12 protein-coding genes are annotated in these 15,823 nt (G+C 63.7%); 9 read left to right on the top strand and 3 right to left on the bottom strand.

All coding sequences use genetic code 11. The annotated features are described in order from the left end of the window. Positions 1-67: 67 nt before the first annotated feature. From LHL23_RS00125 to LHL23_RS00115, 3 genes are all read left to right on the top strand, one after another. Positions 68-1,567 (top strand): CoA-acylating methylmalonate-semialdehyde dehydrogenase, encoded by a 1,500-nt coding sequence (locus LHL23_RS00125; RefSeq protein ID WP_226428355.1) that lies wholly within the window; start codon positions 68-70, stop codon positions 1,565-1,567. 462 nt (positions 1,568-2,029) lie between these two features. After that, positions 2,030-3,064 (top strand): fatty acid desaturase, encoded by a 1,035-nt coding sequence (locus LHL23_RS00120; RefSeq protein WP_226428354.1) that lies wholly within the window; start codon positions 2,030-2,032, stop codon positions 3,062-3,064. Between the two features lie 148 nt (positions 3,065-3,212). Then, positions 3,213-3,815: a L,D-transpeptidase gene (locus LHL23_RS00115; RefSeq protein ID WP_226428353.1), complete on the top strand. Its 603-nt coding sequence runs from the start codon at positions 3,213-3,215 to the stop codon at positions 3,813-3,815. A gap of 85 nt (positions 3,816-3,900) precedes the next feature. Here the strand turns inward: LHL23_RS00115 and LHL23_RS00110 are convergent, their stop codons facing one another. Continuing rightward, complete coding sequence (locus LHL23_RS00110) at positions 3,901-5,730, bottom strand: O-linked N-acetylglucosamine transferase, SPINDLY family protein (RefSeq protein ID WP_226428352.1); 1,830 nt, start codon at positions 5,728-5,730, stop codon at positions 3,901-3,903. Between the two features lie 236 nt (positions 5,731-5,966). Between LHL23_RS00110 and LHL23_RS00105 the strand changes: the two genes are divergently transcribed. The 5 genes from LHL23_RS00105 to LHL23_RS00085 all read left to right on the top strand — a co-directional run bounded on the left by LHL23_RS00105 (position 5,967) and on the right by LHL23_RS00085 (position 11,306). Continuing rightward, a complete protein-coding gene (locus LHL23_RS00105) occupies positions 5,967-7,106 on the top strand; it encodes an acyl-CoA dehydrogenase family protein (protein ID WP_226428351.1) in 1,140 nt (379 codons plus the stop codon). A 50-nt stretch (positions 7,107-7,156) separates the two neighbouring features. Beyond that, positions 7,157-8,203, top strand: coding sequence for an enoyl-CoA hydratase/isomerase family protein (locus LHL23_RS00100; RefSeq protein WP_226428350.1), 1,047 nt, complete (start codon positions 7,157-7,159; stop codon positions 8,201-8,203). Beyond that, positions 8,200-9,075 carry a 3-hydroxyisobutyrate dehydrogenase gene (gene mmsB, locus LHL23_RS00095; protein WP_226428349.1) on the top strand — a complete coding sequence of 292 codons (876 nt, stop codon included), beginning with the start codon at positions 8,200-8,202 and terminating at the stop codon, positions 9,073-9,075. Before LHL23_RS00100 ends, mmsB begins: the two co-directional genes overlap by 4 nt. 220 nt (positions 9,076-9,295) lie before the next feature. Then, positions 9,296-10,867, top strand: coding sequence for a choice-of-anchor L domain-containing protein (locus LHL23_RS00090; protein WP_226428348.1), 1,572 nt, complete (start codon positions 9,296-9,298; stop codon positions 10,865-10,867). Between the two features lie 97 nt (positions 10,868-10,964). Further along, positions 10,965-11,306: a hypothetical protein gene (locus LHL23_RS00085; protein ID WP_226428347.1), complete on the top strand. Its 342-nt coding sequence runs from the start codon at positions 10,965-10,967 to the stop codon at positions 11,304-11,306. Positions 11,307-11,325: 19 nt separating this feature from the next. On the opposite strand, the gene LHL23_RS00080 is transcribed toward LHL23_RS00085, so the two are convergent. After that, on the bottom strand, positions 11,326-12,096 hold the full coding sequence (locus LHL23_RS00080; protein WP_226428346.1) for a helix-turn-helix domain-containing protein: 771 nt from the start codon (positions 12,094-12,096) through the stop codon (positions 11,326-11,328). Between the two features lie 122 nt (positions 12,097-12,218). Here LHL23_RS00080 and LHL23_RS00075 point away from each other — a divergent pair, with 122 nt between their 5' ends. Further along, positions 12,219-12,653, top strand: a complete 435-nt coding sequence (locus LHL23_RS00075) for an excinuclease ABC subunit A (RefSeq protein ID WP_226428345.1) — start codon at positions 12,219-12,221, stop codon at positions 12,651-12,653. 105 nt (positions 12,654-12,758) lie between these two features. Here LHL23_RS00075 and uvrA read toward each other — a convergent pair whose 3' ends face one another. Then, entirely contained in the window at positions 12,759-15,617 is a 2,859-nt protein-coding gene (gene uvrA, locus LHL23_RS00070) for an excinuclease ABC subunit UvrA (protein WP_226428344.1), read from the bottom strand. Positions 15,618-15,823: the final 206 nt, after the last annotated feature.

Raw genomic sequence — 15,823 nt, 5'->3', positions numbered from 1 at the left:
ATGTTTCCTCTTTTCCGACGTTTTTTGCAAGCCTACGATAAGGGCAAGATGAACAGAGGAGGATCCGATGAAAGAACTCGGCCACTTTATCAACGGCAAACTGGTTTCCGGCACCTCGGGCCGCTTTGACGATGTTTTCAACCCCGCAACCGGCGAAGTGCAGTACCAGTGCCCGATGGCCAGCGCTGCCGAGACCACCGATGCGATCGAAAAGGCCGCCGCGGCGCAGCCCGCATGGGGCGCAACCAACCCGCAGAAGCGCGCCCGCGTGATGATGGCGATGGTTGGCCTGATGAACCGCGACATGGACAAGCTGGCCGAGGCGCTGTCGCGCGAGCACGGCAAGACCATCCCGGACGCCAAGGGCGACCTGCAGCGCGGCCTGGAAGTGATCGAATACTGCGTCGGCGCGCCGCAGATGCTGAAGGGTGAATTCACCGACAGCGCAGGCCCCGGCATCGACATGTACTCCATGCGCCAGCCGCTGGGTGTTGTCGGCTCGATCATGCCCTTCAACTTCCCCGCCATGATGCCGCTGTGGCACGTCGGCCCGGCGCTGGCCTGCGGCAACGCCGTGGTGCTGAAGCCCTCCGAGCGCGACCCCTCCGTGCCGCTGATGCTGGCCGAGCTGTTCATCGAGGCAGGCCTGCCCGAAGGCGTGTTCCAGGTCGTGAACGGCGACAAGGAAGCTGTCGACACCATTCTGGACAGCGAAATCATCCAGGGCGTGTCCTTCGTCGGCTCCACCCCGATTGCGCAGTACATCTACTCCCGCGCCACCGCCAACGGCAAGCGCGCCCAGTGCTTCGGCGGCGCCAAGAACCACATGATCATCATGCCCGACGCCGATCTGGACCAGGCCGCTGACGCGCTGGTCGGCGCAGGCTTCGGCGCGGCCGGCGAACGCTGCATGGCGATCTCGGTTGCGGTGCCGGTCGGTGAGGAAACCGCCGACAAGCTGATCGAGAAGCTGATCCCGCGCATCGAAACCCTGAAAGTCGGCCCCTACACCGCCGGCGATGACGTGGACCTGGGCCCGGTTGTGACCGCGGCCGCCAAGGAGCGCATCCTGGGCCTGATCCAGTCCGGCGTCGACCAGGGCGCCAAGCTGGTGGTCGACAACCGCGACTTCAAACTGCAGGGCTACGAGGACGGCTTCTTTGTCGGTGCCCACCTGTTCGACCATGTCACCACCGACATGGACATCTACAAGCAGGAGATCTTCGGTCCGGTGCTTTCCACTGTGCGTGCAGGCACTTACGAGGAAGCCCTGAAGCTGGCGATGGATCACGAGTACGGCAACGGCACCGCGATCTTCACCCGCGATGGCGACACCGCGCGCGACTTCGCATCCCGCGTCAACATCGGCATGGTGGGCATCAACGTGCCGATCCCGGTGCCGCTGGCCTACCACACCTTCGGCGGCTGGAAGAAGTCGATGTTCGGCGACCTGAACCAGCACGGCCCGGACAGCTTCAAGTTCTACACCCGCACCAAGACCGTGACCTCCCGCTGGCCCTCGGGCATCAAGGAAGGTGGCGAGTTCAACTTCAAGGCAATGGACTAACCTACTGCTCCTTAACAGTAAAAGGCCCCGGGAATCCCGGGGCCTTTTTCATTTCCTGCCGTTCTCCGTTCGGTCGGCAGCACCGCCGCTAGCAGGCTGTCCAGCCAGATCCGGCGGTTTTCCGGGTGATTCATGCGTTGTTCGAACTGCCGGTACGGCGCCGCAACCGGCAGCTTCGGATTGACCGGATTGCCGTTTGGGCCGCTGGCAAGGCCAACTTCAGGTTCCTGGCAACAGGGAACGCCAGCGGCTTGTGACTCGCTGCCGCCAAAAGCGGCCTGCGCCCTGGGGGTGCGCTGCGGCCATTTCCGCAGAGCGCCGGCGCAAAAGGACCGGGAATGATGGCGATCCTGCAATGGCACCGGATTTTTGCCGGAAAAGCGGCGGTGGAAGCCGGTTTTTGCTTGTTCCGCGGCGTAACTCGTCTATCCGGTCTGCAACAGACAGACAAACGGCAGGCGCATGAGCAAGACTTCCGAACCGAACCAGCCGCTGGCGGCGGCACGACCCGCGCGCGACTGGGTCAAGATCCTGGCCCAATACCGCGATCCCAGCCCACTGCGCAGCAGCTTTGAGCTGGCGGTGACTGTTGTGCCGTTCCTGCTGCTCTGGGCGCTGGCCTGGTGGTCGCTGTCGGTCAGCTACTGGCTGACGCTGGCCATTTCGGTGCTGATCGCCGCCTTCCTGTTGCGCCTGTTCACCATCCAGCACGATTGCGGCCACGGGTCCTTCTTCAACAACCGCCATGTCAGCGACTGGGTGGGCCGCATCATCGGGGTGCTCACCCTGACCCCCTATGACGTCTGGCGCCGCACCCATTCGATCCACCACAGCACCCACGGCAACCTCGGCAAGCGCGGCATGGGCGACATCCACACGATGACCGTGGCCGAATACCGCGCCGAAAGCCGCTGGGGCCGTCTGATGTACCGGCTCTACCGCCACCCTGTCACCCTGTTCGGCATCGGCCCCGGCTACCTGTTCTTTCTGCAGAACCGCATCCCCTACGGTTTGACGGGGCAGATGCGTTACTGGGTCAGCGCCATGGGCACCAATGCCTCGATCCTCGCGGCGCTGGGGCTGATCTGGTATTTCGGCGGGCTGATGCCTTTGCTGCTGATTTTCCTGCCTGCCACGCTGATCGCCGCCACCGCGGGCCTGTGGCTGTTCTATGTCCAGCACCAGTTCGAGAACACCCAGTGGCAGCAGGACAGCGAATGGCAGCTGCATGACGCCGCCCTGCACGGCAGCTCGCACTACGTGCTGCCGCCGGTGCTGCAATGGCTCAGCGCCAATATCGGCATCCACCACGTGCACCACCTCTACAGCCGCATCCCCTTTTACCGGCTGCCGGAGGTGCTGCGCGACCATGCCGAGCTGGCCGAGGGCAACCGGATGACCATCCGCGAAAGCCTGGCCAATGCCCGCCTGCACCTGTGGGACGAGGACAGCAAGCGTCTTTTGTCCTTTGCCCAGGCCCGCAACCTGCCGGCCTGATGCGCGATCGATACCGGGGCGGCGGCGTTCCGCCGCCCGGCGCAACACAAGCTTGTGAGGCGGTGAAATTCCGCTATGCCGCCCCTAGGAAAACCCGCAGCGATGATTATCTTGCGGAGGAGTTTTCGAGCAGCACGGTAGAGGCAACATGACCAAACTCCGCATCACCCGCCGCGCAACCCTGATGGGCCTTGGCGCCACGCTGGCCACCCCGGCCCTCCTGCGCGCGCAATCCACCGACGCCTTCCCGCAGAACGAACCCGCCATCCGCGACGAGGTGCCGGTTCAGCGCAACCTGTCCGCCTTCACCCAGCAGAACTGGCAGGACCATTTCGAGACCCTGGGCGTCGGCTGCCTGCTGGCCGACATCAGCTCCCGCGCGCTGCATTACTGGGGGCCGGACGGCGAAACCTACAGGCTGTTCCCGTCTTCGGTGCCGATGACCGAGGATCTGACCAAGCGCGGCCACACCGAGGTCGTGCGCAAGAAAGAAAACCCCAGCTGGACGCCGACCGCCTCCATGCGCGAGCGCGACCCGACGCTGCCGGTGACAATCGAAGGCGGCGTGCCGAACAACCCTCTGGGCACCCGCGCCATGTATCTGGATTGGCCTGCCTATCTGGTGCACGGCACCCATGACACCCGCAAGATCGGGCGCCAAAGCTCCTCCGGATGCATCGGCCTGTACAACCAGCACGTCGAGGAACTGTACGAGCTGGTGCAGATCGGCACCCAGGTGCGGCTGCTGTAACCGCGGCCTGCCAGGCGGTCAGATCCCACTGCAAACGGCATAGGGCGCGGCAGATGCCGCGCCCTTTTGCTTGTTGCAGTTGGCCTTACGCCAGGCCGATGTGGTCCGGCTTTTGGCCTGCGTCATAGCGCTCCAGGGCTTTTTCCATCAGCGCCTCGAAGCTGCGGGTGAAGCTTTCGGTGTCATAGAGCGGGCCGGACTGGATGCCGTCCTTCAGGCGGGTTTTCACCTCTGCCAGATAGGCCGGATCGCGGGCCAGCTTCAGGGCCTGCGCCTCATACTGTTGCGGCGTCGCGGCTGTCAGGTCATCCAGTCCGACGGCATGCAGCAGGCTGGCCGCAACCCGGGCGGCAAACTGCTTGCCGGCTTTCGTGACCACCGGCACCCCTGCCCACAAGGCGTCGCTTGCGGTTGTATGGGCGTTGACATTGAACGTGTCGAGGAAGAGATCGGCGTGGCGCAACCGCGCCAGATGCTCTGCCTGCGGAAGCGTATCGGCAAACACGATCCGTTCCGCCGCGATACCGCGCTGCTCCGCTTCCTTGGCGATGGCCGCGCGCACGGTCTCCTGGTTGGCATAGAACCACAGCACGCTGCCCGGCACACTGTGCAGCAGGTTCATCCAGATATTGAATTCCGCCGGAGACACCTTGTATGGCCCGTTGAAGGAGCAGAAGACAAACGCATCCTCCGGCAAGCCGAGTTCGGCGCGCGACGGAACATGGCTGGCTGCCTGACGGGTGTTGTCATTCACCTGGTAGCAGTCAGGCATATAGATGATCTTTTCGGTGTAGTGCTTCCTCAGGTTGGCCGGAATGGTGACCTGATCGGCCACCATGTAATCCATTGCCTGGATCCCGGTTGTTCCGGGATAGCCAAGATAGGCAACCTGCACCGGCGCCAGCCGGGACTGGAATACATTGACCTTGTTGCCCCTGGTGTAGCCCTTCAGGTCGATGGCGATATCCAGTTCGTCGGCGCGGGCGGTCTCGACGATTTCGGCATAAGTCTTGTCCGCAACATGGCGGTAAACATCGGCAGCTCTCTCCGCCCGCAGGCGGCCTGCCTCGTGGGTCGCCTTGCCGTAGTCGTACAGGATCACCTCGAACCGGCCGCGGTCGTGCAGCTCGAACAGGCGGCCGATCAGGAACATGGTCGCGTGATCGTGGAAATCGCTGGAAAAGTAGCCGAGCCTGATTTTACCGAGCTGCCTCTGGGGCCGGACGAAGGGCTCATCTTGAAGAGAGGCTTTTGCCGCTCTTGCAACCTTTACCGAGCAGCTTTTCTGAAACGCAGGGTCATCGGTTACGGGCAGCATCGCAAACGGGTCCACGTTGCTCGCTGAATTCTTGATGACCTTCAGGGTCTTGCTGAGGTTCTTGAAGGCAGACCAGTCCGCGTGCCGGAGCTTCAGGAAAATCATCCGCACCAAAGCGATGGCATTTTTCGGATCCGTCTGGGCAGCCAGCTCAAAAAAACCGATCGCCTCCTGTTCTCGGTTCAGCCGCATCAGGTAGGTCCCGATGTTGCACTGGTACTGGGCGTTGCCCGGGTCGAGCTTCAGGGCTTCCAAATGGGACAGGATAGCCATTTCGGGCCGCATCATCAGCTCAAGCGTTTCGCCCAGCATGAAATGCAGTTCAGCGTTCCGAGGCTCGATCTGAATGGCCTGCTGCACCAGCGGCACCGCGGCCTGCAGTTCGCGGCTGATGATCAGCTTGCGCGCCTCGGCAATCAGCCGTTTGACCTGCCCGGCCGCATCGTCTTGGGAAATGCCCGACTGCCCCGGCTGTACATCCAGCGCGACCCTCGCGTGCGGGCTTGCCGGGTTGGGATCTTCGAAATTGCTGGAGACGATGCCGTTGGGGGCGCCGCCGCCCTGGGCCAAGAAATGTTGTGCGCCTGTTCTGGACACGTGAACAGCTCCTTTGTGGAATGCTTCCGCCAGGCTTTGCCTGCGTATTGGGTCTTTGCCCCCGACACTCGGCGAATTTTCTTAAGATTTCCCTCACCCCGCTGCCGCGCTGGCCCGGCATCCGGCGCGGCATTGCTGCACGGCGGCTTTGCATTTGCGCAGCTTGCCTCAGCGTCCGCCGGCCGCTATTAAATAAACAACTGTTCAATTCATCTGAGCGACGGGAGGAGCTGCGCATGGATTTCGCACTGACAGAGGAACAGCAGGCCATTTTCGATATGGCCCATGCATTCGGCCAGGAAAACATCGCACCGCATTCCCGCGAATGGGAAAAGGCAGGCACCATCCCCAAATCCCTGTGGCCGCAACTGGCAGAGCTCGGCTTTGGCGGGCTTTACGTGTCAGAGGAATACGGCGGTTCCGGCCTCACGCGCCTGGACGCCACGCTGGTCTTCGAAGCGCTGGCCATGGCCGACCCCGCCGTCGGCTCCTTCCTGTCGATCCACAACATGTGCGGCGGCATGATCGACAAGTTCGGCTCCAAGGAGACCAAGCAGAAATGGCTGCCAGCGCTTTGCACCATGGAGAAGATCTTCTCCTACTGCCTGACCGAACCCGGCTCCGGCTCCGACGCCGCGGCGCTGAAAACCCGCGCCGAGCGCAGCAATGAGGGCTACATCCTGAACGGAACCAAGGCGTTCATCTCCGGCGGCTCCTACTCCGACGCCTATGTCGTGATGTGCCGCACCGGCGAGGACGGCCCCAAGGGGATCTCCACCGTGGTGGTCGAGGATGGCAACCCGGGCCTCTCCTTCGGCGCGCTGGAGGATAAGATGGGCTGGAAGGCGCAGCCCACCTCGCAGGTACAGTTCGACGATTGCGCGATCCCTTCGGACAACCTGATCGGCGAGGAGGGCAAGGGCTTTTCCTACGCGATGGCGGGCCTCGACGGCGGCCGCCTGAATATCTCCGCAGGTGCTCTGGGCGGCGCCCAGGCGGCGCTGAACCAGACCGTTCAATACATGTCCGAGCGCAAGGCCTTCGGCAAATCCATCAACCAGTTCCAGGCGCTGCAGTTCCGGCTGGCGGAATATGAAACCCGCCTGCAGGCCGCCCGCACCTTCCTGCGCCAGGCCGCGTGGAAGCTGGACACCGGCGCCCATGACGCCACCAAGTTCTGCGCCATGGCCAAGCTGATGGTCACCGACACCGCCTTTGACGTGGCCAACGGCTGCCTGCAGCTGCACGGCGGCTACGGCTACCTGGCCGACTACGGCGTCGAGAAGATCGTGCGCGACCTGCGGGTGCACCAGATCCTGGAAGGCACCAACGAGATCATGCGCCTGATTGTCGCGCGCCAGCTGATTGCGGAGTAACCTGCAATCGGCAGACTGCACGCGGCGCAAATATTGATGGAGCACGCCCGATGAGTGATATCCATATCCGCAAGTCCGGCCACGCCGGCCGCATCACCTTCACCCGTCCCAAGGCGCTGAACGCGATGAGCTACGGCATGTGCATGGCGATCGACGCCGCCATGCGCGAATGGGCCGGCGATGACACCGTCAAGCTGGTGGTGATCGACGCCGAGGGCGACAAGGCCTTTTGCGCGGGCGGCGACATTGCCGAGCTTTATGACACCGGCACCAAGGGCGACTATTCCTATGGCCGCACCTTCTGGCGCGACGAGTACCGGCTGAACGCGCGGATCTTCGAATACAAGAAGCCGGTGATCAGCTTCATGCAGGGCTTCACCATGGGCGGCGGCGTCGGAATCGGCTGCCACGGAACCCACCGTGTGGTCGGCGAAAGCAGCCAGATCGCCATGCCGGAAGTCGGCATCGGCCTGGTGCCGGATGTGGGAGGCTCGCTGATGCTGGCGCTGGCGCCGGATCGCCTGGGCGAATACCTCGGCATGACGGCCGCGCGGATGGGAGCCGACGATGCCATCCTTGCAGGCTTTGCCGATTATTTCATCCCGCAGGAGGGCTGGCCCGCGCTGATCGCCGCGCTGGAGGAGACCGGCAGCGCCAAGCTGGTGGAGGACGCCGCCAATCCCGCGCCGGAAGGCAAGCTGCGCACGGTCCACGAAGACACCGCCAGGCATTTCGGCAAGGACAGCCTGGAAGACATCCTTGCAGGGCTTGAAGCGGATGACAGCGAATTTGCCGCTGCTGCGCTAAAATCGCTGAAGCGCAACTCGCCGTTGTCAATGGCTTGCACGCTGGAGATGCTGCGCCGCCTGCGCGCCGATGGCCCCGCCATCCGCCGGGCGCTGGACCTGGAATACCGCTACACCTTCCGGGCCATGGAAAAGAGCGATTTCCTGGAGGGCATCCGGGCCCAGATCATTGACAAAGACCGCAATCCGCAATGGCAATATGCAGGCCAGCCGGTGCCGGCACAGGCGGTTGACGACTTGCTGGCGCCGCTCGGCGCCGATGCGCTGACATTTGAGGAGGAACTCGCATGAAGATCGGATTTATCGGGCTGGGCAACATGGGCGGGCCGATGGCCGCCAACCTGGCCAAGGCCGGCCATGAGGTCACCGGTTTCGACATGGCTGATGTCAGCATCGAAGGCGTCAAAATGGCGGCCTCCGGCGCGGAAGCCGCGGCAGGCGCCGATGCGGTGATCACCATGCTGCCCAATGGCGCCATCCTGCGCCTTGTCGCGGCAGAGGTGATCCCGGCCATGGCCAAGGGCGCCGCGCTGATCGACTGCTCCACTGTCGATGTGGACTCCGCCCGCGCGGTCGCGGAACAGGCCGAGGCCGCAGGCCTCCTCTCCGTCGACGCGCCGGTCTCCGGCGGCATCGGCGGCGCTGCCGGCGGCACGCTCACCTTCATGGCCGGCGGCTCGGCTGAGGCGTTTGCAGCGGCGGAACCGCTGTTTGATATCATGGGTCAGAAGGCCGTGCATTGCGGCGGAGCCGGCGCCGGCCAGGCCGCCAAGATCTGCAACAACATGATCCTCGGCGTCACCATGATCGCCACCTGCGAGGCCTTTGCCCTGGCCGACAAGCTGGGCCTGGACCGGCAGAAGATGTTCGACGTGGTCTCCACCTCCTCCGGCTACAGCTGGACCATGAACGCCTATTGCCCGGCCCCCGGCGTCGGCCCGCAATCGCCCGCCGACAACAACTACCAGCCCGGCTTTGCGGCGGAGCTGATGCTCAAGGACCTGGGCCTCAGCCAGCAGGCGGCTGAGAGCGCCGATGCCGACACCCCGATGGGCGAACTGGCAATGGCGCTTTACAAGAAGTTCGTCGAGGAGGAAGACGGCAAGGGCAAGGATTTCTCTGCCATGCTGCCCCGTTTCGAAAAACGCAGCCGCGAAGGCTGACAGGCGCTTCTGCGCCTCTGGAGCCAGACCCCCCTTTCAACAATCAGCCGGCCCTGCAACGGGCCGGTTTTTTTCATCTGCGGCCCTTTCAGAAGAATACCGTGAAGCTTCCGGCAATCTCCCGGATTTTGGCGCCTGCCCGCCACATTTCCGTCAAGGTTCAGGGTCATTTGGTAGGGCGAACGATAACATTTTAATAAATACTCTCAGGGCTGCCGGAATGGCCACCGCAACCGAACTGAACATCGACACCACCGCCACCGCCACCCAGATGGCGGAGGAGATCTTTGGCGATGGCGTCACCGTCACCAGCGCGACCTACAGCGGCGACAACCTGTCCTCCGGCATCTACACCGGTGCCGACACCACCACTCCCGGCGTGGCGCCCGCGGATTCCGGTGTCATCCTGTCAACCGGATACGCCCGCGATTTCACCAACAGCGACGGATCCTCAAATACCAATGTCCGCGGAAACACCAGCACCAATACAAGCGGTGTGAACCGGGACACCGATTTCGACGCGCTGGCAGGCGCTAACACCTACGACGCCTCGTTCCTCGAAATCGAGTTCATCCCCGATGGCGACACCATGACCATCGACTTCGTGCTGTCGTCCGAGGAATACCCCGAATTCGCCAACTCCCAGTACAACGACGTGGTCGGTGTCTGGGTGAACGGGGTCGAAGCTCAGGTGTCGATCGGCGACGGCACAGCCTCGATCGGCAACATCAATGACGGCACCGAAAACATCTACGTGGACAATACTGGCGACCAGTACAACACGGAGATGGATGGCTTCACCATCACCCTGACCTTTGTCGCCCCGGTGAACGCGGGCGAGGTGAACACCCTCAAGATCGGCATCGCAGATACTGCTGACAGCAGCTATGACAGCAACCTGCTGATCGCCGGCGGGTCTGTTCAAACTGCGGTCGTCGCCCAGGACGACCAGGAAGACATCGCCGTAAACAAGACCCGGGTGATTGATGTCCTTGAAAATGACAGCACCACCGCCGGCACGCTGACCATCACCCACATCAACGACCAGGCCGTTTCGGCCGGCGATACCGTCACACTGACAACAGGCCAGCAGATCACCCTGAACGCCGACGGCACCCTGACCGTTGTCACCGACGGAGACCTGGAAACCGTCTACTTCAACTACACCGCAGACAACGGCGAGGGGAACTCCGACACCGGTCTGGTGGAAATCACCCAGACCGTGCCCTGTTTCCTGCGCGGCACGATGATCCGGGTGCCCGGCGGCGAAGTCCCGGTCGAGGACCTGCGCCCCGGCATGGAGGTGATGACCTACGACAACGGCCCGCAGGTGCTGCAATGGATTGGCTCCCGCCGCACCGTCTGCACCCCGGACACCGCCCCGGTCCGCTTTGCCGCCGGCAGCTGCGGCAACAGCCGCGACCTCCTGGTCTCGCCGCAGCACCGGATGCTGGTCTCCGGCTTCCAGGCGGAGCTGTTGTTCGGCGAGGACGAAGTGCTGGTCAAGGCAAAGGACCTGGTCAATGACATGACCATCCGCCCGGCGCTGGACCTGGCAGAGGCCGAATACTTCCACCTGCTGTTCGGCAGCCACCAGATTCTCTGGGCCGACGGCGCCCTCAGCGAAAGCTACCAGCCCGGTCCGGAAACCGCGGCCGGCTTTGACGCCGGCACACAGGCGGAAATCCGCGAATTATTCCCGGAAATTTGCGCCGAAACCGGCCGCGGCTACGGCAATGCCGCCCGCCGCGCCCTGCGCAGCTTCGAAGCGCGGGTTCTTGCCGCTGCCTGAACCGCAACTGGCGGCCCGCCGCCGCACTTTTTCCGCTCTCTTGGATTTGGCGTACAGCCCGTTATGTGAAGAGCAGCGAAAAAAGGATTCCCTGTAAATGGTACGCCGTCACCTTGTTCCGTTCACCGTTCTTGCCGCGGCTTGCGCGCTGGCGATTCCGCTGGCTGCGGGCAATGGCGGCAATGAAGAGGCGCGCCTGCAATGCCCCCAGGGGCTGGCGGTGAAAGCCTCCCATTGTGTACCGCCCGGCGTGACCAAGAAATTCTACCGCCGCGGCGATCACATCCTGGACGACTACACCTGGATCGGCCAGCCGGGCCAATGGGCACCCGACCCCTACGGCAGCTATGTCCAGGCCGGCGGCTACGTCTATCAGGTGAACCGGGAAACCCAGAAGGTTCTGCGCCTGATCGGCGCGGCAGGCGACCTGCCGTACTGACGCCTTGCGCGGCGGGCGGTCAGGACCGGGCCATCGCCTCCATCACCTGCCGCGTCTCCTCATCCGCCGGAAACAGCATCTCGATCCTGAGCTCGGACATCATCAGATCGCCGGTGCCGCCGAACTGGGTGATGGTCGAGAAGAACGACAGCACCTGCCCGCCCATCCGGTAGCGCGCCGGGATCACCGCCGGCAGCGCGGCCTCCGGCACCGCCGCGTGCCCCGCTGCATGCTCCTGCAGCCGTGCCACTGCCCGCTCCAGCACTGGATCGGCGCCGAAATGCGCAAGCTCGGTGCGCAGCCGCGCCAGGCTGTGCCGTTCCACTTCCTCCAGATTGTCCAGCGCCGCGCGCAGCGCTGCATTGTCCAGCAGCGCATCGATCAGGCTGCTGCCCTTGGTGACACCGGCGGCGCCCAGCATCAGTTGCGCCGCCTGGTTCACCTCCAGCAGCTGCCAGTGCCGGTCGATCATCATCGCAGGATAGGGCGCGTGGCGCTCCAGCATCCGCTCTGCCGCCTGCCGGAGCGGCGCCAGCTCCGCATCGTCCAGCGCCCGGCTCACGTAGGCCGGCGCAAGCCCTGCAGCCGTCAGCAGCTGGTTGCGGGCCGCCCCTGGCAGCTGCAGTTCATCACTGAGCCGCAGCACCATGCCGCGGCTGGGATGAGAGCGGCCGCTTTCCAGAAACGACAGGTGCCGGGCTGAGACCCCGGCCTCCAGCGCCAGCTGCATCTGGCTCATCCGCCGCAGCCCGCGCCATTTCTTCAGAACCGCGCCAAATGCTTCTGCCATGCTGTGCCTCCATTTTGCGCAGCTTAGGCCGATACACCCGGAAATTCACTTACCTCCCAGGTAATTGTTATACCTCCCTGCCCCGCCGCATCCTGCAGGCGGCACAACACAGGAGCCTTCCAATGACCCACGCCGCCGCAACCCGCATGCTCAAGACCGTCTCGATCCTCTCCGCCGCCTTCGGCCTCGCGATGGTGCTGGCACTGGCCACGCCGCTGGGCGCGGCACTTGGCCTGTTCATCGACCTTGCCTTCCTGCCCGTGGACGGCGCCCAGGCGCTCACCCCCGGGCCGGCCGCGCTGATGACCGCCATCAGCGGCGGGCTGATGTGCGGCTTCTGCGTTCTGATCTATCTGGTGGCAGACCATGTCTACAGCACCGATCCGGCCCTTGGCCGCCGCCTTCTGATTCCGGCGCTGCTCGCCTGGTACATCCTCGACAGCCTCGGCTCCCTTGCTGCCGGTGCTTGGTTCAACGTGGTAATGAACACGCCTTTCCTGCTGCTGTTTCTGGCGCCGCTGATGCTGGCCCGCCCCGCCGCCGCGCAAACCGCATAAGAAAAGGGGGCGCACCCGCCCCCTGTTCACCTTTGCAGAAATACTCCGGGGTGAATTGGCCAAAGGCCAAGAGGGGCAGCGCCCCTCCCACCTCAAACGCTACCCTTATTCCGCCGCCACCTTCCGCGCCGCCAGAATGTCCTTCAGATAGCGCCCGGTATGGCTGCGCGGCTCATCGGCCACCGCTTCCGGCGTGCCGGCCGCAACAATCTCGCCGCCGCCGTCGCCGCCCTCCGGGCCGATGTCGATGATCCAGTCGGCGGTCTTGACCACATCCAGATTGTGCTCGATCACCACCACCGAGTTGCCCTGCTCCACCAGTTCGTGCAGCACTTCCAAGAGCTTCTTCACGTCCTCGAAATGCAGGCCGGTGGTCGGCTCATCCAGAATATACAGCGTCCGCCCGGTGGAGCGTTTCGACAGCTCCTTGGATAGTTTCACCCGCTGCGCCTCGCCGCCCGACAGCGTCGTCGCCTGCTGGCCAACCTTGATATAGCCCAGGCCCACCCGCATCAGGGCGTCCATCTTGTCACGGATCGCCGGCACTGCGGAAAAGAACTGCTGTGCGTCCTCCACCGTCATGTCCAGCACGTCGGCAATGCTCTTGCCCTTGAACTTGATCTCCAGCGTCTCGCGGTTGTAGCGCGCGCCTTTACAGGTCTCGCAGGTCACATAGACGTCGGGCAGGAAATGCATCTCGATCTTGATGACGCCGTCGCCCTGGCAGGCCTCGCAGCGGCCGCCCTTGACGTTAAAGGAGAACCGTCCGGGCTTGTAGCCGCGCGCCTTGGCCTCCGGCAGTCCGGCAAACCAGTCGCGGATCGGGGTGAAGGCGCCGGTGTAGGTTGCCGGGTTCGACCGCGGCGTGCGCCCGATCGGGCGCTGGTCGATGTCGATCACCTTGTCCAGATGCTCCAGCCCCTTGATGCTCTCGCACGGCGCAGGCGTCTGGCGCGCGCCGTTCAGGCGCATCGAGGCGGTCTTGAACAGCGTCTCGATGGTCAGCGTCGACTTGCCGCCGCCGGACACGCCGGTCACGCAGACGAACTTGCCCAGCGGGAATTCGGCCGTCACCTCTTTCAGGTTGTTGCCGGTGGCCTTGACCACCTTGATCTTCTTCTTGTTGCCCTTGCGCCGCTTCGTGGGCACTGCGATTTCCCGCGTACCTGCGAGATACTGGCCGGTGATCGAACCCGCATCAGAGGCAATCATCTGCGGCGTGCCGTGGCTCACCACTTCGCCGCCATGCACCCCGGCGCCGGGGCCGATATCAAAGACATAATCCGCCTGACGGATCATGTCCTCGTCATGCTCCACCACGATCACCGTGTTGCCCTGGTCGCGCAGGTTCTTCAGGGTGCCGATCAGCCGATCGTTGTCGCGCTGGTGCAACCCGATCGACGGCTCGTCCAGAACGTAAAGAACCCCGGTCAGGCCGGAGCCGATCTGGCTCGCCAGACGGATCCGCTGGCTTTCGCCGCCGGACAGGGTTCCGGAGGACCGGGACAGCGTAAGGTATTCAAGACCCACGTTATTCAGGAAGCCAAGACGCTCGCGGATCTCCTTGACGATGGCGCGGGCAATCTCCTGCTTCTGCTGGCTCAGGTGGTTCGGCACATCCTCGATCCAGGCCAGCGCCTCACGGATCGACAGCTGCACCACCTGGCCCACATGCACGCCGGCAATCTTCACCGCCAGCGCCTCGTCGCGCAGCCGGTAGCCCTCGCAGTGATGGCAATGGCGGTTGTTCTGGTAGCGCTCGAACTCCTCGCGGATCCAGTTGGAATCGGTCTCGCGGTAACGCCGCTCCATGTTCGGAATGACGCCCTCGAATGTGCGCTCCACTTGGTAGACCCGCCCGCCCTCGTCATAGCGGAACATGATTTCTTCTTCGCCGGACCCATACAGGAACACCTTCTGCACCTTCTCAGGCAGGTCCTTCCAGACGGTGTTCTTGTCGAACTCGTAGTGCCGCGCGATGGCTTCGATGGTCTGAAGGAAGTAGGGCGACTTGCCTTTGCGCCAGGGCGCCAGCGCGCCGTCATAAACCTTCAGGCTCTGGTCCGGCACCACCAGGCGTTCGTCAAAGAACAGTTCAACCCCCAGCCCGTCGCATTCCGGACAGGCCCCGAACGGCGCGTTGAAGGAAAACAGCCGCGGCTCGATCTCAGGGATGGTGAAGCCGCTGACCGGGCAGGCAAAATTTTCGCTGAAGGTGATCCGCTCCGGCTCGCCCTCCTTGGGCGCGGTTTCCAGAATGGCAATGCCGTCGGCGAGGTCCAGCGCGGTGCGCAAGCTGTCGGCCAGCCGCGTCTCCATGCCCTCGCGCACCACCAGACGGTCGACCACCACGTCGATGTCATGGCGGAACTTCTTGTCCAGCACCGGCGGCTCGTCCAACTCATAGAACGCGCCGTCCACCTTCACCCGCTGGAAGCCCTGCTTGCGAAGCTCCAGGAATTCCTTCTTGTACTCGCCCTTGCGGTCGCGGACGATCGGCGCCAGCAGGTAACCGCGGGTGCCCTCCTCCATCTCCATGATCCGGTCGACCATGTCCTGCACCTGCTGCGCCTCGATCGGCAGCCCGGTGGCCGGGGAATAGGGCGTGCCGGCGCGGGCAAACAAAAGGCGCAGATAGTCATAGATCTCCGTCACCGTGCCAACGGTGGAACGCGGGTTCTTCGAGGTGGTCTTCTGCTCAATCGAGATTGCCGGGGAAAGACCGCTGATATGGTCCACATCCGGTTTTTCCATCATGTCGAGGAACTGGCGCGCATAGGCGCTGAGAGATTCTACATAGCGGCGCTGGCCCTCGGCATAGATGGTATCGAACGCCAGCGAGGACTTGCCCGAACCCGAAAGGCCGGTGATCACCACCAGTTCATCGCGCGGAATATCCACGTCGATGCTCTTCAGATTGTGCTCGCGCGCGCCGCGCACTTCGATGGATTTCAGCTCAGCCATAATGCCCCCGTACCCGCGCCGCCGAACCCTTGGCGGACGCCCGCCCTACAGATAGGGAATGCTGTGGAAAACGCCAAGGGCAAAATGAGAACATTGCGCGAACAGGATGAAGTTTGCTGACAGCAGCTGGCAGCAGGCGGAAAACGCGTGTTTGTCTGCCCGAAATCCGGCGCGATTCCCCCCCCGCCGCGCTCCGCGCGGCGCCC

It is taken from the genome of Leisingera sp. McT4-56 (genome assembly GCF_020514995.1).
In the GTDB taxonomy this organism is placed as follows: Bacteria; Pseudomonadota; Alphaproteobacteria; order Rhodobacterales; family Rhodobacteraceae; genus Leisingera; species Leisingera aquaemixtae_A.
Note: the sequence above shows the minus strand (reverse complement) of the source record. Positions and strands in the feature narration are given on the sequence as shown.

Bases quoted from the DNA above. Each gene is read 5' to 3' on its own strand.
- LHL23_RS00125 (WP_226428355.1), top strand. From the start codon at position 68: ATGAAAGAACTCGGCCACTTTATCAACGGCAAACTGGTTTCCGGCACC.
- LHL23_RS00120 (WP_226428354.1), top strand. From the start codon at position 2,030: ATGAGCAAGACTTCCGAACCGAACCAGCCGCTGGCGGCGGCACGACCC.
- LHL23_RS00115 (WP_226428353.1), top strand. From the start codon at position 3,213: ATGACCAAACTCCGCATCACCCGCCGCGCAACCCTGATGGGCCTTGGC.
- LHL23_RS00105 (WP_226428351.1), top strand. From the start codon at position 5,967: ATGGATTTCGCACTGACAGAGGAACAGCAGGCCATTTTCGATATGGCC.
- LHL23_RS00100 (WP_226428350.1), top strand. From the start codon at position 7,157: ATGAGTGATATCCATATCCGCAAGTCCGGCCACGCCGGCCGCATCACC.
- mmsB (WP_226428349.1), top strand. From the start codon at position 8,200: ATGAAGATCGGATTTATCGGGCTGGGCAACATGGGCGGGCCGATGGCC.
- LHL23_RS00090 (WP_226428348.1), top strand. From the start codon at position 9,296: ATGGCCACCGCAACCGAACTGAACATCGACACCACCGCCACCGCCACC.
- LHL23_RS00085 (WP_226428347.1), top strand. From the start codon at position 10,965: ATGGTACGCCGTCACCTTGTTCCGTTCACCGTTCTTGCCGCGGCTTGC.
- LHL23_RS00080 (WP_226428346.1), bottom strand. From the start codon at position 12,096: ATGGCAGAAGCATTTGGCGCGGTTCTGAAGAAATGGCGCGGGCTGCGG.
- LHL23_RS00075 (WP_226428345.1), top strand. From the start codon at position 12,219: ATGACCCACGCCGCCGCAACCCGCATGCTCAAGACCGTCTCGATCCTC.
- uvrA (WP_226428344.1), bottom strand. From the start codon at position 15,617: ATGGCTGAGCTGAAATCCATCGAAGTGCGCGGCGCGCGCGAGCACAAT.